Origin of the sequence: Cyanobium sp. WKJ7-Wakatipu (assembly GCF_024345355.1) — a bacterium.
GTDB lineage: Bacteria > Cyanobacteriota > Cyanobacteriia > PCC-6307 > Cyanobiaceae > Cyanobium_A > Cyanobium_A usitatum.
In genome coordinates this window covers 49,990-69,229 of sequence record NZ_JAGQAY010000004.1, presented here as the reverse complement: position 1 = coordinate 69,229, position 19,240 = coordinate 49,990, and the positions used below count along the sequence as shown (strand labels likewise).

At 65.3% G+C, this 19,240-nt stretch carries 19 protein-coding genes, 1 tRNA gene, 1 other RNA gene and 1 riboswitch; of the genes, 8 read left to right on the top strand and 13 right to left on the bottom strand.

Annotated elements, in window-relative coordinates; translation table 11 throughout:
• Window positions 1–19 precede the first annotated feature (19 nt).
• Both KBY83_RS03660 and KBY83_RS03655 read right to left on the bottom strand, forming a co-directional pair.
• A complete protein-coding gene (locus tag KBY83_RS03660; RefSeq protein ID WP_106632938.1) occupies window positions 20–292 on the bottom strand; it encodes a hypothetical protein in 273 nt (90 codons plus the stop codon).
• Between the two features lie 132 nt (window positions 293–424).
• Window positions 425–498 (bottom strand) — tRNA-Arg (locus KBY83_RS03655).
• Window positions 499–543: 45 nt separating this feature from the next.
• Here KBY83_RS03655 and rnpB point away from each other — a divergent pair.
• An RNA gene (gene rnpB, locus KBY83_RS03650) (RNase P RNA component class A) lies at window positions 544–953 on the top strand.
• Between the two features lie 18 nt (window positions 954–971).
• Window positions 972–1,691: a ribonuclease III family protein gene (locus KBY83_RS03645; RefSeq protein WP_255018365.1), complete on the top strand. Its 720-nt coding sequence runs from the start codon at window positions 972–974 to the stop codon at window positions 1,689–1,691.
• Here KBY83_RS03645 and KBY83_RS03640 read toward each other — a convergent pair.
• Window positions 1,669–1,848, bottom strand: a complete 180-nt coding sequence (locus KBY83_RS03640) for an NAD(P)H dehydrogenase subunit NdhS (RefSeq protein WP_106632954.1) — start codon at window positions 1,846–1,848, stop codon at window positions 1,669–1,671. The genes KBY83_RS03645 and KBY83_RS03640 overlap by 23 nt on opposite strands.
• A 52-nt stretch (window positions 1,849–1,900) precedes the next feature.
• Between KBY83_RS03640 and rimM the strand changes: the two genes are divergently transcribed.
• Together rimM and KBY83_RS03630 are read left to right on the top strand one after the other, a co-directional pair.
• Window positions 1,901–2,473, top strand: coding sequence for a ribosome maturation factor RimM (rimM, locus tag KBY83_RS03635; RefSeq protein ID WP_255018364.1), 573 nt, complete (start codon window positions 1,901–1,903; stop codon window positions 2,471–2,473).
• 72 nt (window positions 2,474–2,545) lie between these two features.
• Complete coding sequence (locus KBY83_RS03630) at window positions 2,546–4,042, top strand: mannose-1-phosphate guanylyltransferase/mannose-6-phosphate isomerase (protein WP_255018363.1); 1,497 nt, start codon at window positions 2,546–2,548, stop codon at window positions 4,040–4,042.
• On the opposite strand, the gene glmS is transcribed toward KBY83_RS03630, so the two are convergent.
• Window positions 4,029–5,948 carry a glutamine--fructose-6-phosphate transaminase (isomerizing) gene (gene glmS / locus KBY83_RS03625; RefSeq protein WP_255018362.1) on the bottom strand — a complete coding sequence of 640 codons (1,920 nt, stop codon included), beginning with the start codon at window positions 5,946–5,948 and terminating at the stop codon, window positions 4,029–4,031. The genes KBY83_RS03630 and glmS overlap by 14 nt on opposite strands.
• Before the next feature lie 81 nt (window positions 5,949–6,029).
• Window positions 6,030–6,275: a photosystem I iron-sulfur center protein PsaC gene (psaC, locus tag KBY83_RS03620; RefSeq protein WP_006042515.1), complete on the bottom strand. Its 246-nt coding sequence runs from the start codon at window positions 6,273–6,275 to the stop codon at window positions 6,030–6,032.
• Between the two features lie 151 nt (window positions 6,276–6,426).
• Between psaC and acpP the strand changes: the two genes are divergently transcribed.
• Genes acpP through tkt form a run of 3 tightly spaced genes read left to right on the top strand, consistent with a single transcriptional unit; the run spans window position 6,427 to window position 9,966 of the window.
• Window positions 6,427–6,669, top strand: coding sequence for an acyl carrier protein (acpP, locus tag KBY83_RS03615; protein WP_255018361.1), 243 nt, complete (start codon window positions 6,427–6,429; stop codon window positions 6,667–6,669).
• 8 nt (window positions 6,670–6,677) lie between these two features.
• A complete protein-coding gene (gene fabF / locus KBY83_RS03610) occupies window positions 6,678–7,925 on the top strand; it encodes a beta-ketoacyl-ACP synthase II (protein ID WP_106632932.1) in 1,248 nt (415 codons plus the stop codon).
• A gap of 34 nt (window positions 7,926–7,959) precedes the next feature.
• Entirely contained in the window at window positions 7,960–9,966 is a 2,007-nt protein-coding gene (gene tkt / locus KBY83_RS03605; RefSeq protein WP_255018360.1) for a transketolase, read from the top strand.
• Window positions 9,967–10,051: 85 nt separating this feature from the next.
• Here tkt and thiC read toward each other — a convergent pair whose 3' ends face one another.
• From thiC to ruvB, 6 genes are all read right to left on the bottom strand, one after another.
• Complete coding sequence (gene thiC, locus KBY83_RS03600) at window positions 10,052–11,446, bottom strand: phosphomethylpyrimidine synthase ThiC (RefSeq protein WP_106632930.1); 1,395 nt, start codon at window positions 11,444–11,446, stop codon at window positions 10,052–10,054.
• A gap of 42 nt (window positions 11,447–11,488) precedes the next feature.
• A riboswitch (TPP riboswitch) is annotated at window positions 11,489–11,607 on the bottom strand.
• A 5-nt stretch (window positions 11,608–11,612) separates the two neighbouring features.
• Entirely contained in the window at window positions 11,613–12,203 is a 591-nt protein-coding gene (locus tag KBY83_RS03595; RefSeq protein WP_255018359.1) for a HEAT repeat domain-containing protein, read from the bottom strand.
• Window positions 12,200–12,418 (bottom strand): DUF3188 domain-containing protein, encoded by a 219-nt coding sequence (locus tag KBY83_RS03590; RefSeq protein ID WP_255018358.1) that lies wholly within the window; start codon window positions 12,416–12,418, stop codon window positions 12,200–12,202. The genes KBY83_RS03595 and KBY83_RS03590 overlap by 4 nt, the downstream gene beginning before the upstream one ends.
• Window positions 12,415–13,647 carry an amidohydrolase gene (locus KBY83_RS03585; RefSeq protein ID WP_255018357.1) on the bottom strand — a complete coding sequence of 411 codons (1,233 nt, stop codon included), beginning with the start codon at window positions 13,645–13,647 and terminating at the stop codon, window positions 12,415–12,417. The genes KBY83_RS03590 and KBY83_RS03585 overlap by 4 nt, the downstream gene beginning before the upstream one ends.
• Window positions 13,648–13,661: 14 nt before the next feature.
• A complete protein-coding gene (locus tag KBY83_RS03580; RefSeq protein WP_255018356.1) occupies window positions 13,662–14,420 on the bottom strand; it encodes a tetratricopeptide repeat protein in 759 nt (252 codons plus the stop codon).
• Window positions 14,421–14,433: 13 nt separating this feature from the next.
• Window positions 14,434–15,516, bottom strand: coding sequence for a Holliday junction branch migration DNA helicase RuvB (gene ruvB / locus KBY83_RS03575; RefSeq protein ID WP_255018355.1), 1,083 nt, complete (start codon window positions 15,514–15,516; stop codon window positions 14,434–14,436).
• Window positions 15,517–15,578: 62 nt separating this feature from the next.
• On the opposite strand from ruvB, the gene smpB reads away from it, so the two are divergent.
• The gene (gene smpB, locus KBY83_RS03570; RefSeq protein WP_106632925.1) at window positions 15,579–16,076 is read left to right on the top strand and encodes an SsrA-binding protein SmpB; all 498 of its coding nucleotides are present in this window, start codon (window positions 15,579–15,581) and stop codon (window positions 16,074–16,076) included.
• A 107-nt stretch (window positions 16,077–16,183) separates the two neighbouring features.
• Here the strand turns inward: smpB and KBY83_RS03565 are convergent, their stop codons facing one another.
• Together KBY83_RS03565 and KBY83_RS03560 are read right to left on the bottom strand one after the other, a co-directional pair.
• On the bottom strand, window positions 16,184–18,172 hold the full coding sequence (locus KBY83_RS03565) for a protein kinase domain-containing protein (protein ID WP_255018354.1): 1,989 nt from the start codon (window positions 18,170–18,172) through the stop codon (window positions 16,184–16,186).
• Complete coding sequence (locus KBY83_RS03560) at window positions 18,172–19,173, bottom strand: cysteine synthase A (RefSeq protein WP_255018353.1); 1,002 nt, start codon at window positions 19,171–19,173, stop codon at window positions 18,172–18,174. The genes KBY83_RS03565 and KBY83_RS03560 overlap by 1 nt, the downstream gene beginning before the upstream one ends.
• Window positions 19,174–19,240: the final 67 nt, after the last annotated feature.

The window sequence follows — 19,240 nt, the reverse complement described above, 5'->3', positions numbered from 1 at the left end:
TCAATCTCCATCATGGCACTCACGCCGCCAAGGGGATCTCGATCGAGGTCACCACGTTGATTACGTCGCGCAGCCGCATCGAATCGGCAAACCAGCCCATGGCTTGCTCGGTATCACCACTGCGCTCAGCATCGGTTGCCTGCTCCTCGTGAGCCTCAGCTAGCAGGGCAAGCCAGCAAAGGCAGCGGGCTTGAACCACCGAAAGGTCGAGCTCGTCGGGCTGGCTATCGGCGATGCGTTCGCTCTCCTGCTGCACCAGCAGACGCAGACGCAGATCGTGAAGCTGGGTCATCGCGGTCAAACGACTGAAGCCACGCTAGCCCCGGTGCTGCGAATGGGTAGGGCACCACCTGTAGCGCTCGCTACCCCTAGCCGTGAAGGCTGGCTTGGCGAAGCTTCATCGCGTGACTGGGCTTTTGAAGAACGGGGCTGGCGGGACTCGAACCCACGACCTACGGTTTAGGAAACCGTCGCTCTATCCGGCTGAGCTACAGCCCCATCCCGGCCATCCCGCAAGACGTCCGTGTCGGCATTATGGAATGCGAAAGCAGGCGAGGTGATCGCGATCAGGGCTGCGGCACCTCCACGGAGGAAGCTGGAGCGCTTGGTTGAGGAAAGTCCGGGCTCCCCAATGGCCAGGCTTGCTGGGTAACGCCCAGTGCGGGTGACCGTGAGGACAGTGCCACAGAAACACACCGCCGATGGCAGGGGCTCGCCCCCCGCACAGGTAAGGGTGCAAGGGTGCGGTAAGAGCGCACCAGCAGCATCGAGAGGTGCTGGCTAGGTAAACCCCAGCTAGGAGCAAGGCCCAGGGACAACGGTTGGCCATGACACCAGTCCCGTTTCAAGTGCGCCGCTCGAGGCCGCCGGCAACGACGGTCCCAGACAGATGATCACCCCCCACCGGCTCGCTGGTGGGAGAACAGAACCCGGCTTACGTCCTGCTTTCACCACTTTTTCCCCGCCAGCCCATGCGGCCCGAACGCCACCAGCAGCTGGTTGCCTTCCTGCGTTCCCTGGGCCTGGAGGTTGGCGACCGTGACCTTGCCCCCATAGAGGAGGCCCTCAGCCACACCTCAGCGGGCCTGGCCCGCAACCACGAGCGCTTGGAATTCCTTGGCGACGCCGTGCTGCGCCTAGCCGCAGCGGAGTTTCTGCAACGGCACTATCCAAACCTGAGCGTGGGGCGCTGCTCTGCCCTGCGAGCCCAATTGGTAAGCGACCGCTGGCTGGCCGAACTGGGCGAGCACTGCAAGATCGAATCCGTGCTGCACCTAGGCCCAATGGCCAGTGGTGATCAGGCCGGACGGGCCACGGTGCGGGCGGAATGCTGTGAAGCCCTGCTAGGCGGCCTCTATGAAGCCTGGGGCGCCGGCCAGGGCGGACTGGAGCCGGTGCACCGCTGGCTCTCTCCCCACTGGCAGCGCAGCAGCAGCGAATTGCTGGCCGATCCAGACCGCCACAACTGGAAGTCGGCCCTGCAGGAGTGGACCCAGGCGGCCGGGCTGGGCCTGCCGCACTACGACTGCCAGGAGCGCAGCCAAGTCCACGCTGACCCGCGCCGCTTTTATTGCAGCGTGGCGATTGCGGGCCAGGCAAGCCATACCGGCTGGGGGCCTTCAAGGCGCAGCGCCGAACAGGAGGCAGCCCGGGCCGCCCTCGCGGTGATCAAGCCTGCTCCAGGAGCTTGAGCGGCATGGTGACGAGCTTGTCCCAGTTGCCGCCCTCAAACAGCACGGCGGCCTGCTGACCGCTGATCCGTTGCACGAAGCCCCGGTAGCCGTTGTAAATCGAGCGGCCGTCACGCACCACCACGGTGGAGCCCGGCAGGATCGGCAGGTCGGCCATGATTTGAGCGAGGCGTAGGGCCATTATCGGGTGACGCGGGAAGTAGCTGGCCATGGCCGATCAAACCAGCAGCAGCCAGATCGCCACTCCTGCCCCCGATGATCTACTTGTGGTCGGCAAAGTGGTTTCAGCCCAAGGGCTCCAGGGCGAGCTGAGGGTGCTGCCCATGAGCGATTTCCCGGAGCGGTTCACCCGGGCAGGCCGGCGCTGGTTGCAGCGGCGGGAAGAGGCGCCGCGACAAGTGGAGCTGCTGAGCGGCAGGCAACTGCCAGGCAAGGAACTGTTTGTGGTGCGACTCGCCTCCATCGACAGCCGGGAAGCGGCCGAAGCCCTGGTGGGTGACCAGTTGCTGGTGCCCCTAGCCGACCGCCCCAAGCTGGCCAAAGGTGAATTTCACCTGCTCGACCTGGTGGGCACCGAAGTGCGGCTGCTGGAGGATCAACGGCCCATTGGCAAGGTTCGCGACCTGATCCACGCTGGCAACGACCTGCTGGAGGTAGAGCAGGAAACCCCCGATGGCCCGCGGCGACTGCTCATCCCCTTCGTGACTGCGATCGTGCCAGAAGTCCATCTCGAGGAAGGCTGGATCGGCATCACCCCGCCCCCCGGGCTGCTGGAGCTTTAGGCGACTCTTAGAAGGCAGCCGTTTGCTGGTTAGCCAAAGGTGACCTTGAATGGGTTCAACCCAGTACGGTCCATGGCAAAAAGCCCTAGCTCCCCAAGCAGTGCACTTGTGCCGGTGATCCTGTGCGGCGGCACGGGCACGCGGCTGTGGCCGCTGTCGAGAGCTAGTTACCCCAAGCAGTATTGGCCCCTGGCAAGCACGGGAGAAGACACCCTGCTGCAGCAGACCCAGCAGCGCCTGGCGGGTTTGCCGGGTTTAGGGGCTCCTCTGCTGATCTGCAATGAAGACCACCGCTTCATCGTGGCCGAGCAATTGCGCCAGATCGGCGTGGAGCCCCAAGCGATCCTGCTGGAGCCGGTCGGCCGCAATACCGCTCCGGCGGTGGCGGTAGCAGCGCTGCAGGCCACCGCCCATGGGGAAGATCCCCTGCTGCTGGTGCTTGCGGCAGACCACGTGATCCGTGATGCCGCCACCTTCCGCGCCACGGTGACTACGGGGATGGCAGCAGCTGAAGCCGGCCAGCTGGTGACGTTTGGAATCGTGCCCACGGCGCCAGAAACCGGCTACGGCTACATCGAAGCCGCCCAGTCGCTGCTCGGGGCCAACGAACCGGTACCAATCGCCCGGTTTGTGGAGAAGCCGGATCGGGCCACCGCGGAGCAATTTCTTGCGACGGGGCGCTTCACCTGGAACAGCGGCATGTTCCTGTTCAAGGCCAGCGCGATCCTGGCGGAATTGGAGCGGCTGGCACCTGAGGTTGTGAGCGCCTGCCGCTCCTCGCTAGAGCACGACAGCGCCGATCTCGACTTTCTGCGGCTGGAGCGGGAGGCCTTTGCCAGCTGCCCCAGCGTGGCGCTGGATGTGGCGGTGATGGAGCGCACCGACCGCGGCGCCGTGTTGCCCCTGGAGGCAGGCTGGAGTGATGTGGGCAGCTGGAGCGCCCTGTGGGAAACCGCCGATCAAGACAGCGACGGCAACGTGCTTCGGGGCCGGGTGATCAGCGAGGGAAGCAGCAATTGCTATCTACGCAGCGAGCATCGGCTGGTGGTGGGGCTCGGTGTAGAGGATCTGGTGGTGGTGGAAACCGATGACGTCGTGCTGGTAGCCCACCGCGACCGGGCCCAGGAGGTCAAAGCAATAGTGGGGCGGCTGGAGAGGGAAGGGGCACCAGAGAGCAAGGCCCACCGCAAGATCTACCGCCCCTGGGGCTCCTACGACGGCGTCACCGAGGGTGAGCGCTGGCAGGTGAAGCGGATCGTGGTCAACCCCGGTGCCAGCCTGTCGCTGCAGATGCACCACCACCGCGCCGAGCACTGGATCGTGGTGCAGGGAACGGCGGTAGTGGAAAAAGATGGTGGCAGGGAGCTGGTAGGCGAAAACCAGAGCACCTACATCCCCCTGGGTTGCCGCCACCGCCTCTCCAACCCGGGCAAGATTCCGGTGGAGCTGATCGAGGTGCAGAGCGGCCCCTACCTAGGCGAAGACGACATCGTCCGCTTTGAAGATCGCTACGGACGCAGCGACCCCAGCCCCGCTCCAACCCTCACTCCGACCCTCACTCCACAGTGACGCTCTTGGCCAAGTTGCGGGGTTGGTCCACATCCAGGCCCCGGTGGGCGGCGATGTGATAGCTGAGCAGCTGCATGGGAATCACCGTTAACAGCGGGCTGAGAAGCTCGTCTACCGCCGGCACCGGCAGCAAGACATCAAACAACTCAGCGTCTGGGCATTCGGGTGCCACACCGATCAGCTGGGCATCGCGGGCCTTGGCCTCCTGGGCATTGCTGAGCACCTTGTCGAACACCGCACCTGGCATGGCGATTGACACCACTGGCACCTTGGCATCAAGCAGGGCGATCGGCCCATGCTTCATCTCGCCGGCCGGATAGCCCTCGGCGTGGATGTAGCTGATCTCCTTGAGCTTGAGCGCCCCCTCCAAGGCAATCGGGTAGTTGATGCCACGGCCCAGGAAGATCACATCCTGAGTGCCCTCAAAGCGGTGGGCCAGGGAAGCGCAGCGCTGGTCGTGGTCTGCCACCAGGGCCTCCAGCTGCTGGGGCAACTGGCGCAACTGGGCCACCAGCGCCTTGAGCTCCTCGCGGCTGCGGCCCGGGCTAACGCCACCCTGCCGCTGGCCCACTCGCCGCTCCGCAAATGCCAGGGATAACCCGTAGAAAGCCAGCAGCTGGCCAAGGAAGGTCTTGGTGGCCGCAACGCCCACCTCAATGCCGGCGCCAATGTCAAGGATGTGGTCCACCATCCGGGCCAGGGAGCTTTCTGCCCGGTTGGTGATGCCCAGCAGCCGCGGCCGGTAGGCCGGATCGGCCACCAGCCGGCGACGCTCCTGCTCCATCGCCAGGGCCGCCAGGGTGTCGGCGGTTTCCCCCGACTGGGTCACGCCGATCGTGAGCGTGTGGGGGCTCAGCGGCGGCGGCGCATAACGAAATTCACTGGCATAAAAAACGCTTGTGGAGATACCAGCCAGCTGTTCCAGCAGATAGGCGCCCACCTGGGCGGCGTGGCGGCTGGTGCCGCAGGCCAGGATCTGGATCCGCTCCACACCCTCAAACACCTCAGCCGCCAGAGGTAGTGCCACCAATGGAGTCGCTTCCCCTTCCACAACCTCTGGCAGGTGCCGAGCCACCCAAAGGGCGGCCGTTTCAGGCTGCTCGTGGATCTCCTTGAGCATGAAATGGCGGAAGCTGCGCTTATCCGCCACGTGCTCGGTGCCGCTAAGCAGGCTGGGGCTGCGCTGAACCCGCTGGCCCGCAGCGTCATAAAGCTCGATGCCCAGCGGGGTGAGCAGGGCCACCTCGCCGTCTTCCATCGGCAAAATCGTGCGGGTGAAGCCCGCCAGGGCCGGGGTGTCGCTGGCGCAAAGAAACTCCCCCTCCCCCAGCCCAATCAGCAGGGGCGCAGCCTTACGGGCCACCACTAGGGCGCCAGGGACTTCTGCCCACACCACCGCCAAGGCATAGGCCCCCTGCAGCAACGGCAACACCGACTGCAAAGCAGCCAGTAGCAGCGCCGCTGAAGCCTGCTCACCTGCCGCCCGGCGCCGCTCAAGCTCCCGAGCCAGCAGGTGGGGAATTACCTCCGTATCGGTCTCGGAGCGGAACAGCACCCCTTGCGACTGCAGCTCCTCCCTCAAGCCGCGGTAGTTCTCGATGATGCCGTTTTGCACCACCGCCAAACGGCCAGAGCCATCTAGGTGGGGGTGGGCGTTGCGCTCCTCCGGCTTGCCGTGGGTGGCCCAGCGGGTATGGCCGATGCCGCACTGGCCCGGGGCTCCCTGGGCTTCAAAGCTGGTCGTGAGATTGACAAGTTTGCCCTCCGCCTTGAGGCAATGGAGCCCGTCCCCGTCAACCGTGGCAATACCGGCGGAGTCGTAGCCGCGATATTCCAGCTGGCGCAGCCCCTCCAGCAGTTGGGGAGCCGCCTCCCGCGATCCAATCAGGGCAACGATGCCGCACATAGGCCTGGGCCAGCGAGGAGCGCAACAAAAAAGCCCGGCGAAGGGCCGGGCTTGAGCTTATTGGCGATAGCGCCAATGTCTTCAGTAGGACAAGCCCATCGAGCGGCTGGTTTCGTCGCCCAAGTAGACGCGAATGCTGAGGAAGTCGGTGGGGCAAGCGGTTTCACAGCGCTTACAACCGACGCAATCTTCAGTGCGGGGAGAGGATGCAATCTGGCCGGCTTTGCAGCCATCCCAGGGCACCATCTCGAGTACGTCGAGTGGGCAGGCGCGCACACATTGGGTGCAACCGATGCAGGTGTCGTAAATCTTGACGGCGTGGGACATGGGCCTGAGCCGGGAACAAACGGCGTGGAGCCCAACGTACCCACAGCCTCCGGACCCGCAGCAAAGGAGCCCTCAGCCCGTCACCCTTATTCATACGCCGGGGGGAGCCCAGCGGGGTGACCCGTAGAGTGCATCGACTCTCACAGCGGCCATGTCCCAGGAAGCGATCTACGAGAAAGTGCGCTCGATCGTTGCCGAGCAGCTCAGCGTTGACGCTGGGGAAGTGAAGCCCGAATCAAACTTTCAGAATGATCTGGGTGCCGATTCCCTCGACACCGTCGAGTTGGTAATGGCTCTGGAAGAAGCCTTTAACATCGAAATCCCTGACGAAGCTGCCGAAGGCATCACCACCGTTGGCGATGCCGTCAAGTTCATTCAGGACAAGCAGGCCTGAGCCACCCCATGGTGCAGGGTCTCCAGCGCGTCGTCGTCACCGGTCTCGGCGCGATCACACCGATCGGTAACGACGTCTCCAGCTACTGGGAGGGTCTGAGCACGGCGCGCAATGGCGTGGCTGGGATCACCTTGTTTGATGCCAGTCGGCATGCCTGTCGCTTCGCAGCTGAAGTAAAAGATTTTGATCCCTCCGGCTGGCTAGAGCCGAAGGAATCAAAGCGCTGGGATCGCTTTTGCCAGTTTGGGGTAATCGCCGCCAAGCAAGCCGTCGCCCATGCGGGCCTCACCATTGATGAGTCCAACCAACACCGGGTGGGCACAGCCATTGGCTCCGGCGTTGGCGGCCTGCTGATGATGGAAACCCAGGCGCACGTGCTCAAAGATCGGGGCCCCGATCGGGTGAGTCCGTTCTGCGTGCCGATGATGATCCCCAATATGGCGACTGGCCTGACGGCCATTGCCCTTGGCGCCAAGGGACCAAGCAGCGCGGTAGCCACCGCCTGCGCCGCCGGCTCCAATGCCATCGGTGATGCCTACCGGCTGATCCAGCTGGGCCTGGCTGACGTGATGGTCGCTGGTGGCGCTGAATCGGCCATTACCCCTTTAGGGGTGGCAGGATTTGCCAGCGCCAAGGCCCTGTCCTTCCGCAACGACGATCCCACCACGGCCAGTCGCCCCTTCGACGCCGAGCGCAACGGCTTCGTGATCGGCGAAGGCGCCGGGGTGATTGTGCTCGAGAGCTTGGAGCACGCCCAGGCTCGCGGTGCCCAGATCCTGGCCGAGGTGGTGGGCTACGGCATGACCTGCGACGCCCACCACATCACCTCACCTACCCCGGGGGGGGTCGGCGGTGCTGAAGCCATGCGTCTTGCCCTCAAGGATGCCCGGCTTGAGCCAGAAGCCGTCGACTACGTCAATGCCCACGGCACAAGCACCCAGGCCAACGACAGCAACGAAACCTCCGCCATCAAGAGCGCCCTCGGGGATTGGGCATACCAGATACCCGTGAGCTCCACGAAATCGATGACCGGCCACCTCCTTGGAGGCAGCGGCGGCATTGAGGCGGTCGCAGCGGTGCTGGCTATTGAGCACAACCTGGTGCCACCTACCATCAATTATCAAAATCCGGATCCGGCCTGCGATCTGGATGTGGTTCCCAACCAGGCCAGGGAACACACCCTCAACGTGGTGCTCTCCAATTCCTTCGGGTTTGGCGGTCATAACGTCTGCCTGGCGTTCCGCCGCATGGCGTGAGCCTCCTCCTCCCACTCCCCCACCTGCCTTAGCCATGGTCGCCGCTCCCTCCACATCCGTTGAATCGCTCTGCGTCAACAGCATCCGCTTCTTAGCGATTGACGCGATCAATAAGAGCAATTCGGGCCACCCCGGCCTGCCCATGGGCTGCGCCCCAATGGCCTTCGCCCTGTGGGACAAGGTGCTTAAGCACAACCCCAAGAACCCCAAGTGGTTCAACCGGGACCGCTTCGTACTCTCGGCTGGCCACGGCTGCATGTTGCTTTACGCGCTGCTGCACCTCACCGGCTACGACTCGGTGACCATCGAAGACATCAAGCAGTTCCGCCAGTGGGGCAGCCGCACCCCTGGTCACCCTGAAACCTTCGAAACCCCAGGAGTTGAGGTCACCACAGGCCCCCTGGGCCAGGGCATCTCCAACGCCGTGGGACTGGCTATCGCCGAAGCGCACCTGGCTGCCAAGTTCAACAAGCCCGGTTGCGACCTGGTTGATCACTACACCTACGTGATCATGGGCGACGGCTGCAACCAGGAAGGCGTGAGCGGTGAAGCCGCCTCCCTGGCCGGCCACCTGGGCTTGGGCAAGCTGATTGCCCTCTACGACGACAACCACATCACCATCGACGGCAACACCTCGGTCTCCTTCACCGAGGACGTGCTGAAGCGCTACGAGGCCTATGGCTGGCACACCATCCACGTCAAGGATGGCAACACCGATGTGGCCGCCATTGCCCAAGCCATCGAGGCAGCCAAGGCCGTCACCGACAAGCCCAGCTTGATCAAGGTAACCACCACGATCGGCTACGGCTCGCCAAACAAGGCCAATACCGCTGGAGTTCACGGCGCAGCCCTAGGCGCCGACGAAGCTGAGCTCACCCGCAAAGCCCTCGACTGGAGCTACGGCGAATTTGAGGTTCCCCAGGATGCCTACGACCACTGGCGCCAAGCGATCAGCCGCGGTGAAGCACTTGAAGCCACCTGGAACGCCAGCCTGGCCACCTACCGCAGCCAGTACCCCGCTGAAGCGGCTGAATTCGAGCGCCAGCTTCGCGGCGAGCTGCCCCAGGGTTGGGACGCTTCCCTGCCGAGCTTCAGCCCAGAAGACAAGGGTTTGGCCACCCGCATGCACTCCTACAACGCCCTTAACGCCTTCGGCCCCAACCTGCCCGAGCTAATTGGCGGCTCGGCCGACCTCACCCACTCCAACCTCACCGATATCAAAGGCGAGGCGAGCTTCCAGAAGGGTGCCGAAGCCAACCGCTACCTGCACTTCGGCGTGCGCGAGCACGCCATGGCGGCGATCATGAATGGCATCGCGTATCACGGCAGCGGCCTGATCCCCTACGGCGGCACCTTCCTGGTGTTCGCGGGCTACATGATCGGCGCCATGCGCCTTTCGGCCTTGAGCGAGCTGGGCGTGATCTACGTGCTCACCCACGACTCGATCGGCCTGGGCGAAGACGGCCCCACCCACCAGCCGGTGGAAACCCTCGCCAACCTGCGCGCCATCCCCAACCTGCTGGTGATGCGCCCCGGCGATGGCAACGAGACCATGGGTGCTTATCAAGTGGCTGTCACCAACCGCAAGCGCCCCACCGTGCTGGCCCTCAGCCGCCAAGCCATGGCCAACCAGCCTGGTTCGGCTGCAGCCCATGTGGCAAAAGGTGGCTACATCCTGGAAGACAGCAACGGCAGCCCCGAGCTGATCCTGATCGGCACAGGCACCGAGCTGGAGCTCTGCACGAAAGCCGCAGCCCAGCTGCGCGCCGAAGGTAAGAACGTGCGAGTGGTTTCGATGCCCTGCATCGAGCTGTTCGAAGAGCAGGATGCCGCCTACCGCGAAAGCGTGCTACCCGCCGCCGTACGCAAGCGCGTTGTGGTGGAAGCCTCCAGCTCCTTCGGCTGGCACAAATACACCGGCTTCGATGGCGCCTGCATCTCGATCGACCGCTTCGGTGCTTCGGCACCTGGTCCGGTCTGCCTAGAGAAGTTTGGCTTCACCGTCGACAACGTGGTGGCAACAGCCAAGTCGCTGGGCTGATTCAACAGAGACTGAAAAGCCCCGCCTAACGGCGGGGCTTTTTTTATGTCAACTCACGGAACCGTGAACCCCAAGCAGGGTGATTTCACACCACTACCGCAGCCCCAGCCTCAACTCCTGCTTTCTGCTCCGCCAGCACCTGCTCCAGCCCAGCTAGATCCTCATCGGTGATCTTGGTTTGCATCGGGCAGTGCTTGGGGCCGCACATCGAACAAAACTCAGCCTGTTTATAGATATCAGCAGGCAGGGTTTCGTCGTGATACTCGCGGGCCCGCTCAGGATCCAGGGAGAGATCAAACTGCTTGTTCCAATCGAAGGCGTAGCGGGCGCGGCTGAGCTCATCGTCGCGGTCGCGGGCGCCGGGGCGATGGCGAGCGATATCAGCAGCGTGAGCAGCGATCTTGTAGGCGATCAGGCCTTCACGCACATCTTCGGCATTGGGTAGACCCAGGTGCTCCTTGGGGGTCACGTAGCAGAGCATGGCCGTGCCATACCAGCCAGCCATCGCTGCGCCAATAGCGCTGGTGATGTGGTCGTAGCCGGGGGCGATATCGGTGACCAAAGGGCCGAGCACATAGAAGGGCGCCTCACTGCACTCCTCCATCTGCTTTTTGACGTTGAATTCGATCTGATCCATCGGCACATGGCCCGGACCCTCCACCATCACCTGGATGTCGTGCTCCCAGGCGCGGCGGGTGAGCTGGCCAAGGGTTTTCAGCTCCGCCAGCTGGGCGGCGTCGGAGGCGTCGTGCTGGCAACCCGGACGTAGGGAGTCGCCCAAGGAGAAGCTGCAGTCGTAGCGCTTAAAGATCTCGATGATGTCATCGAAATGGGTAAATAGGGGGTTCTGTTTGTGGTGGTAAAGCATCCACTGGGCCAAGATCCCGCCACCGCGGCTCACAATGCCGGTGAGGCGACCCTTCACTAGCGGCAGATGCTCAATCAGCAGGCCGGCATGAATCGTTTGGTAGTCAACGCCCTGCTGGCAGTGCTTCTCGATGATGTGCAGGAAGTCGTCGGCGTCGAGCTTCTCGATGGAGCCGTGCACGCTCTCGAGCGCCTGGTATACGGGCACCGTGCCGATCGGCACCGGCGAGGCATTGATGATCGCCGTGCGCACCTCATCGAGATTGACGCCGCCGGTGGAAAGATCCATCACCGTGTCGGCGCCGTATTTCACCGCTAGGCGCAGCTTGGCCACCTCCTCATCTAGATCGGAAGCATTGGGGGAGGCGCCGATATTGGCGTTCACCTTGCAGCGGCTGGCGATCCCGATCGCCATCGGCTCCAAGTTGGGGTGGTTGATGTTGGCCGGGATGATCATGCGTCCCCGAGCCACCTCCTCCATCACCAACGACTCGGGCAGGTTTTCGCGCTTGGCCACATAGGCCATCTCTTCAGTCACTACGCCCTGGCGGGCGTAATACATCTGGGAATAGTTCGCGGTACCGCGACGCTTCTCGATCCAGGCGCTACGCATTTGAGGCTGCAGATAGGGCGGGGCGCAGCCTGAGAGTGGTTTCACAATCCAATTCCACTTCCCTGCGCCGGCATTACCCGGATCAGGTTCGGAGGGTGTGATCTCAGCCCGAAGCTGCACAACTGATTAAGGCCGGCAGCGGGGCACCCCTAGTGACCCATCCAACCTAGCTCTGCAGACCATTGAGCGCCGCGGCCACCACCCGGTGGTCGGGGTCGGCCTGAAGCTGCTGCAACAGGACCCGGGCCTCGGCAGCGCCCTGTTCCCGCACCAAGCGGGCCAGGATCTCGGCGCCGCCCACCCGCACCGTGCCATCAGCGTCTGTGATCGCCATCGACGCCAGCTCCAGCAACCAGGCCGGATCAATGGCCGGCTGCTCAGCAAGAGCCGAAAGGATGCTGCAGCGCACCAGCCACTGCTGATCGGCTGCAAACCCATCACGCAGCAGGGGCCAGGCCCGCTCAAGGGAATGGCTCACCAGGGAGTTAGCCGCTTCCGCTCGCACATTGGCGTCCTCATCGCCCTGCATTGCGGCCACCAGCGCCTGCCAGCCGGCCTCGTTTTGCTTCACCCCAAGGCCGGCGCAGCTCAGCGAGCGCACCATGAACATGCTCTGCTCCAGCCCGAGCAGGAGTAAGGGCACGGCCTGCTCCACCGGCACCTCCCGCAAACCCACCAGGGCGGGCATGGCCCGACTGGGGTCTCCGCAAAGGATGGCCTCACGCAGGGCCGCAAGATCGGGGGAGGGATTGGTCATACATCCCCATCGTGACGCAGGGCCGCCAGCAGCTCGCGCCGTCGCCGTCGCCGGCCCACCGCACTGGTAACAAGCAAGCCCGTGCCGATCAGTAGGGCCGGCAAGGCTGGAATCCGATCGACGCCGCGACGCTGCAGCAGCACCAGCAGCGCCAGCAGGATCAACAGGGGCGAGGAGAAGGCCAGCAAGCCCCGCAGCCACGGCCTTTGCTTCATGGGCACCGCTCCATCCAGCGCAGCAGGCTCAAGGTGAGCACGCCAATGCCCACCGGCAGGGACGCTTCGTCGGGAGCGAAGCTGTTGCTATGCAGAGGCGTGCAGCCCTGAGGCCCCGCCACCCCCAACCGAAACATGGTGCCGCGGGTGCCATCGAGCAGTTCGGCGAAATCCTCTGCTCCTAATGACGGCTGCTCGAGCCACTGCACCTGCTGGCGACCGAGCAACTCCACCCCAGCTTCCGCCACCAGCTCGGTGAGGGCAGGGTCGTTGTGCACAGGCGGTGAAATCACCCGATAGCGCACTCGGGCCTCGCCGCCGTGACCGCGGCAGAGGGCCTGCACCGTGTCTTCGATCCAGCCTGGCAGCTGGGCGTGCACGTCGGTGTCGAGACAGCGCACCGTGCCGAGCAGGCGCACATGGTCGGCGATCACGTTGAAAGCCTTACCGCCCTCGATGCGCCCGAAACTCACCACCACCGGATGCAGGGCATCAAGGCGGCGGCTGATCGCCTCCTGCAAACCACTCACCACCCGCGCCGCAATCCAAATGGCGTCGGTGCTCTGGTGGGGCCGGGCGCCGTGGCCGCCCTCGCCCAGCACCTCCACCTCCAGCTCACCGGCCGCCGCCGTAAGGCTGCCGCTGCGCACGCCGATCGTGCCCGCCGCCAGGCTGGGAAACACGTGCACACCAAACAGGGCTGCCACGCCGTCCATAGCGCCATCGGCCTTCATCCAGGCCGCCCCCTGGGCCGTTTCCTCAGCGGGCTGAAACAACAGCCGCACCCGGGCCGTGAGCAGCTCGGGGTGGCGCTCGGCAAGCTCCGCCAGCAGGTAGGCCACCCCCAGCCCCACGGCGGTGTGCAGGTCGTGGCCGCAGGCATGCATCAAGCCCTGCTGGGTGGAGGCGTAGTCGAGGCCGGTGCGCTCCTCCACAGGCAGGGCATCCATATCCACCCGCAGGGCCACCAGGGGGGCGGGCAAGCCATCAAGCCCCTGCTCTGGCCCCAGCTCCGCCAGCACCCCGGTGCGGCCGACACCCTCGCGCACCTGCCAACCCCAGCGCCGCAGCTCACCTGCCACCAGGGCAGCTGTCTGCTGCTCATGGCCACTGAGCTCGGGATGGCGATGGATATGACGCCGCAACTGGATCAACTCCGGCAGCACCTCGGCCAGGGTTTGCTCAAGCCCCAGGGCCTGCCAATTCAAGCTGCAGGGTGTTGCCGTCATTCGAGGGCCATCGTTCAAGGGGCCAAAGCGAGGAATTGCGCCAGGGCTTCCACCGGCTCGGGGGGCCAACGCCGCGTCGCAAGCAACCATTCTCGCTGCCGGTAGCGGGGATCGAGGCCAGAGGCCGCGGCCCAGTTGCTTTCAGCCTCACCGCGAGCCCCCTTCTGCCAGAGCAGCGCCGTGAGACCAGCTCGAGCATCGGCAAACAGGGGATAGCGGCGGATCAGGTTGCGCAGCTGCCGCTCGGCCTCGGCGCGATCACCCAGCTGGAAGGCCGCCAGGGCGGCGCTGGAGCGGGCCATGGCGAAGCCTGGCCTGGCTAGGGAAGCGGCTTCAAAGCAACGGCGCGCTTCCTGCCAGTCACCCAGGGAGCCCTGCACGTTGCCGAGGTTGTAGAGGGCTGAGGCGCGCGGTTCACCCTCGTCGCTGGGGGCGCGCTCAAGGATCCAGCGGTAGTCGGCTTCGGCGGCAGCCCACTGGCCCAAGGCCTCCTCGGCTGTGCCGCGATTGAGGTGAGGATCGGGGCTCTCGCCATCGAGCTGCATCGCCTTGGTCTGGTCAGCAATGGCGGCGCGGGGATCGCCCAGGGCCAGCTGCACATTGCCGCGATTGCTCCAGGCCGCCGCATCGCCTGGGGCCACCTCCAGCACCTGGTTCCAGAGCGGTAGAGCCTCGTCAAAGCGCCCCTGCCGGCTGGCGCTGAGGGCCTGATCAAACAGCTGGGGCAGCAGCAGTTGCAGGCCCAGCAGCAAGGAAAACAATGTAGGAATCATGGTTGGCTGCTGGTCATGCGGCCGCGTTAGCCGGCCAGCCCAGGTGATTGCGGCCCGCCGGGGTAACCAGCCGACCCCGGGGGGTGCGCTGCAGAAAACCCAGCTGCAACAGGTAGGGCTCCACCACCGCTTCGAGGGTGGCGGAATCTTCGCCGAGACCGGCAGCCAGGGTATCGAGGCCCACGGGGCCGCCGCCATAGCCCTCGAGCATCAAGGTGAGCAAACGCCGGTCACTGGCATCGAGGCCGCGGTCGTCAACGCGATGCAGGCTGAGGGCCTCCGCAACCAGGGGCGCGCCGATGCGGCCATGGCCCCGCACCGAAGCCACATCGCGCACCCGACGCAGCAGGCGATTGGCGATGCGGGGGGTGCCGCGACAGCGGCGGGCCACTTCCAGGGCCGCCCCACCCTCCAGCTTGATCTGGAGCAGGCCAGCAGCCCGCTCCACAATTTGCTGAAGCTCATCGAGCCCGTAAAACTCAAGCCGCTGAATCAGGCCGAAGCGATCCCGCAGCGGTGAGCTCAGCGATCCCGCCCGGGTGGTGGCGCCAACAAGCGTGAAAGGGGGCAGATCCAGGCTGCGGGTGCGGGCCGTGGTGCCCTTACCCACGGTGAGATCGAGGCGGTAATCCTCCATCGCTGGATAAAGAATTTCCTCAGCCACCCGGTTGAGCCGATGAATCTCGTCGATGAACAGCAGCTCATGGGGCTGCAGGTTGACCAGCAGGCCAACGATGTCGCGAGGGCGCTCTAGAGCCGGGGCGCTGGTGATGCGGCAGCGCACGCCCAACTCCTCAGCCAGCACCAAAGCCATGGTGGTTTTGCCCAGGCCCGGTGGGCCGTAGAGCAGCACGTGGTCGAGGGCCTCTTGGCGGGCGCGGGTGGCCTCCACCGCAATTGCCAGCACCTGCTTGAGCTCGCTCTGACCGATGTAATCGGCAAGGCGCTTGGGGCGGAGACTGTCCTCGCGGGGCAGGCCACTGGCTGCAGCCGGGAGCTCCTCAAGCACGGGAGCGGGATCAACAAGGCGTGCTGGTAGCTCGTCGCGGCTGGGGCGGCCGCGGGGCGCCGAGGATCCCGAGGAGACGATGGCCATGCAGCGAGGGTACCGGGGGCTCCCTAGGGTCGGGAGATCAAGGGGACGGTTGCGGAGCAGCGATGGCCAAGGGCGGGGGCAAGAAGAGCGCTAAGGCCCAGCGCGATGCCGCCAACAAGCTGCTGGCCGACAACCGCTTTGCCCGGCATCAATACGAAATTCTGGAAACCGTGGAGTGCGGCCTAGAACTGTTTGGCACGGAGGTGAAGTCGATCCGGGCCGGGCAATCAAACCTGCGCGATGGCTTCTGCCTGATTCGCAAGGGAGAACTGCAGCTGCACAACGTGCACATTTCGCCCCACAGCCATGCCAGCGCGTATTTCAACCACGAGCCGCTGCGGGTGCGCAAATTACTGGCCCACCGCCGCGAAATTGACAAATTGCGGATTGCCCTAGATCAAAAAGGCCTCACCCTGATCCCCCTGAACCTGCACCTCAAGGGCTCCTGGATCAAGCTGACAATCGGCTTGGCCAAGGGCCGCAAGCTGCACGACAAGCGTCACGAGGAGCGGCGCAAGCAGGACATCAAGGACGCCAAGGCCGCAATCGCCCGGCTCTGAATTGGGGGGCCAGAGCGCCCGAGTTACCCCCCCCATATGCCTCCCGGATTCCGTACAACTTGTACATAACCCGGGAGACGCCCAACACCTCACCCCCCAGGCTGGAGTCAGTTCACTGGCGGTGGCACGGGCGGCAGGGGATCGGCGGGAGGCACGGGCACGGCCGGAGCCTGGGGAGGCTCTGGCTGGGCCGCCGGCGCCTGCGGTGAGGGTTCGGGGACGGCCACCGGCGGCGTCTCGACAGGGGGCGGATCTGCCCGCAACGACAGGGTGATCAGGGCCGGAGCCACGCCCTCATTAGTCACCAGCAGCTGCACTGGGGAGTTCTTCTGCACCCCCAAACTGACCACCCGCAGGGGCCCCTTGGCTTCCAGCAGCTCACCATCGGCACTAAACACACTCATCTGCATCAAGGGCGAGCCGTTCACGCCCAGCACCAGGCGATAGCCCGGCGGCAACCGCACCGGGAACAGCCGAGCTCCACCAGCTTCGACCTGGGCTGAAATCACCTGGGTTGCCTGGGCTTGGGCCTGAATCGCCTCGATCTGCACGTTGGCCAGGCCCTGCTCCGCCGCGGCAAACCACAGCTGGCGAAAAGGCTCGGCAGGGATGTCAGCGCCGGAGCGGCCGGGCAGCAGGCTCTGGGCACTGCCCGACACCAACTGGCGCAACACCGCCGAGCTGAGTCCCTGGCCAACCAGGGCCTGCTGACGCCTCTCCCAGTCACCGTTTGTGTAGGAACCCAAGCGGCGCCGAATCTCGAGGGGTAGCTGCTCCACCCGAGCCAGCCACTCCTCTGCAAGCTCATTCCAGACCTTGCGCAGAGGGGAGTCGTCGAGGGAATCGCTGGGCAGGCGGCCGCCCCGCTCTGGAAACTGGGCCAGCAGGCTGGCATCCACCAACTTCAAGAACCAGCCCCGATCCACCTGCATAGCCCGCAGCCGGTTAAGCAGCTGCTGGCGCTGATCCACCTCCGCCGGCGGCAGGCTGTTGGGCAACTGCAGGGCCGCATCGGGAACGGGCATGGTCAAGCGACCGCGGCTCAGCCACCACCAGCCCAGGGCAGTGCCCACGACCGCCGACAGCACCAAGGCAATAACCACCGGCCAGACGCCGCCTTCAGCGACCTCCTCGCGCTCCTCCAAGCGGCTACGCAACGCGGCCGCAGGCGGTGGGGGCAGCTGAACCGGCTGAGACAGCTCAAGTGCGGGTTCAGCAGGAGCTTCAGGTGCGGCAGGTGCAGGTGCAGGAGGTGGTGGGGGCACCAGGGCGACGGTGCGGTCGGCGCGGGGCACCGGACCGGTGCTCTCTGGCATGGGTATGGCCTGAAAGGCGGCCAGGGCCTGGGAGGCGGAAGCGAAGCGCTCGCTGGGCTGGCGCTCCAGCAGCCGCTTGATTTGGGCCAGCAAGGCCGGTTCAGCCGTGAGGGCCGCCGGCCAGCGCCAGTCCATGGTGACCGGATCCAGGAGCCGGGCGGGCTCCTCGCCGCTGAGCAGCACCAGAGCCACCACTCCGAGGGCATGCAAATCCATCCAGGGCTCCGGCTCTGCGACCCGAACCCGCTCGGGTGGGGCGTAGCCCGGGGTGGCGACGGCCGTGCCTGCCACCAGGCCGAAATCGAGCAACACCGGCAGCCCGTCGCTGTCGCGGCGCAACAGGTTGGCGGGGCTGAGGTCGCCGTGCACCAGCTCCTGGCTATGCAATACGGCCAGCACCGGCAGCAGCTGGCGCAGGAGCAGCAGCACCTCGCCGGCACCAAAGACCAACTGGCGCTCGGCACGGGCCTGCAGCAGCAGTTGGTAGGTACGGCCGGCCTGCCATTCGCGCACCAGCCACAAACCCTCCTGGGCCTGGATGGCCGCCCCGAGCCGGGGCACCTGGGGATGGAGCAGCCCCTGCAGCTGGCCCCAGAGCTGGCGCGCCCGGGCCGGGTCGATGGCTGGGCCCAGCAGCCGCAACGCCATCGGCGCATCGGCGGCTAGCTGATCGCTAGCGCGCCAGAGTTCCCCCTGGGGAGCCTCTGCCGGCGGGGCGGAGCTGAGGCGTTGCTCGAGCCGGTAGCGCTCGCCGATCAACTGACCCACCTGCACCGCCATCAACCCACCTCCAGCGAGGGCCGCAGGGGTTGGTGAAACCCCTTGACCGCCAGCCAATCGGCTTCATAGAGCCGAGATCGGTAGCGATCGCCGCTATCGCACAACACGGTCACGATCGTGTGACCAGGACCAAGCCGCCGGGCCGTTTCCACCGCCGCGGCCACATTGATGCCCACCGAGCCGCCCATAAACAGGCCCTCCTGCCACAGCAGCTGATAGATCGTCTCGAGCGCGGTCTGGTCGTCGATGCGCACGGCATCATCGATGGGAGCACCCTCCAGGTTGGCGGTAACGCGGCTGTTGCCAATCCCCTCGGTGATCGAACTTCCCTCACTGACCAGCTCACCCCGGCTGGCCCAGCTGTGTAGGGCACTGCCGTGGGGGTCGGCCAGCACGCAGCGCACGGCTGGGTTCTGCTGCTTCAAATACAGGGCAACCCCGGCATAGGTGCCGCCGGTGCCAGTGGCCGCCACCCAGGCATCCACCGCCCCATCGGTTTGCTGCCAAATCTCCGGGCCGGTGGAGTTGAAGTGGGCGCGGCGGTTAGCCAGGTTGTCGAACTGGTTGGCCCACACGGCCCCGGGCGTTTCGGCAGCGATACGGCCCGAAAGCCGCACGTAGTTGTTGGGGTCGCGGTAAGGCACCGCCGGCACCGTGCGCACCTCGGCGCCGAGGCTGCGCAGCAGACCGATCTTCTCAGCCGACTGGGTGTCGGGGATCACGATCAGGGCCCGGTAGCCGCGGGCGTTGCAGAGGTGGGTGAGGCCAATGCCGGTGTTGCCAGCGGTGCCTTCCACCACCGTGCCTCCAGGCTGCAGCAGCCCCTGCTCCTCCGCCTCCAGCAGGATGCCCAGGGCGGCGCGATCCTTCACCGACCCCCCAGGATTCATGAACTCGGCCTTGCCGAGGATCTCGCAGCCCGTTTGCTCGCTCAGAGCATTGAGCCGGATCAGGGGCGTGTTGCCAACGGCGCCCACGAACCCTGAAGTGATGCCGGCCATATCCGCGTGCGATGCGTGGCGGGATCGTAGGCAAGGTCCCTAAGGTCGGGCCTGAATTAGCCCCAGA

Coding starts and splice junctions, on each gene's coding strand:
- KBY83_RS03630 (WP_255018363.1), top strand. CDS start 2,546: ATGGCAAAAAGCCCTAGCTCCCCAAGCAGTGCACTTGTGCCGGTGATC.
- tkt (WP_255018360.1), top strand. CDS start 7,960: ATGGTCGCCGCTCCCTCCACATCCGTTGAATCGCTCTGCGTCAACAGC.
- fabF (WP_106632932.1), top strand. CDS start 6,678: ATGGTGCAGGGTCTCCAGCGCGTCGTCGTCACCGGTCTCGGCGCGATC.
- KBY83_RS03590 (WP_255018358.1), bottom strand. CDS start 12,418: ATGAAGCAAAGGCCGTGGCTGCGGGGCTTGCTGGCCTTCTCCTCGCCC.
- ruvB (WP_255018355.1), bottom strand. CDS start 15,516: ATGGCCATCGTCTCCTCGGGATCCTCGGCGCCCCGCGGCCGCCCCAGC.
- psaC (WP_006042515.1), bottom strand. CDS start 6,275: ATGTCCCACGCCGTCAAGATTTACGACACCTGCATCGGTTGCACCCAA.
- KBY83_RS03565 (WP_255018354.1), bottom strand. CDS start 18,172: ATGGCGGTGCAGGTGGGTCAGTTGATCGGCGAGCGCTACCGGCTCGAG.
- KBY83_RS03580 (WP_255018356.1), bottom strand. CDS start 14,420: ATGATTCCTACATTGTTTTCCTTGCTGCTGGGCCTGCAACTGCTGCTG.
- glmS (WP_255018362.1), bottom strand. CDS start 5,948: ATGTGCGGCATCGTTGCCCTGATTGGATCGCGGGAGGCGGCTCCCCAA.
- KBY83_RS03645 (WP_255018365.1), top strand. CDS start 972: ATGCGGCCCGAACGCCACCAGCAGCTGGTTGCCTTCCTGCGTTCCCTG.
- KBY83_RS03585 (WP_255018357.1), bottom strand. CDS start 13,647: ATGACGGCAACACCCTGCAGCTTGAATTGGCAGGCCCTGGGGCTTGAG.
- KBY83_RS03640 (WP_106632954.1), bottom strand. CDS start 1,848: ATGGCCGACCTGCCGATCCTGCCGGGCTCCACCGTGGTGGTGCGTGAC.
- thiC (WP_106632930.1), bottom strand. CDS start 11,446: ATGCGTAGCGCCTGGATCGAGAAGCGTCGCGGTACCGCGAACTATTCC.
- rimM (WP_255018364.1), top strand. CDS start 1,901: ATGGCCGATCAAACCAGCAGCAGCCAGATCGCCACTCCTGCCCCCGAT.
- acpP (WP_255018361.1), top strand. CDS start 6,427: ATGTCCCAGGAAGCGATCTACGAGAAAGTGCGCTCGATCGTTGCCGAG.
- KBY83_RS03560 (WP_255018353.1), bottom strand. CDS start 19,173: ATGGCCGGCATCACTTCAGGGTTCGTGGGCGCCGTTGGCAACACGCCC.
- KBY83_RS03595 (WP_255018359.1), bottom strand. CDS start 12,203: ATGACCAATCCCTCCCCCGATCTTGCGGCCCTGCGTGAGGCCATCCTT.
- smpB (WP_106632925.1), top strand. CDS start 15,579: ATGGCCAAGGGCGGGGGCAAGAAGAGCGCTAAGGCCCAGCGCGATGCC.
- KBY83_RS03660 (WP_106632938.1), bottom strand. CDS start 292: ATGACCCAGCTTCACGATCTGCGTCTGCGTCTGCTGGTGCAGCAGGAG.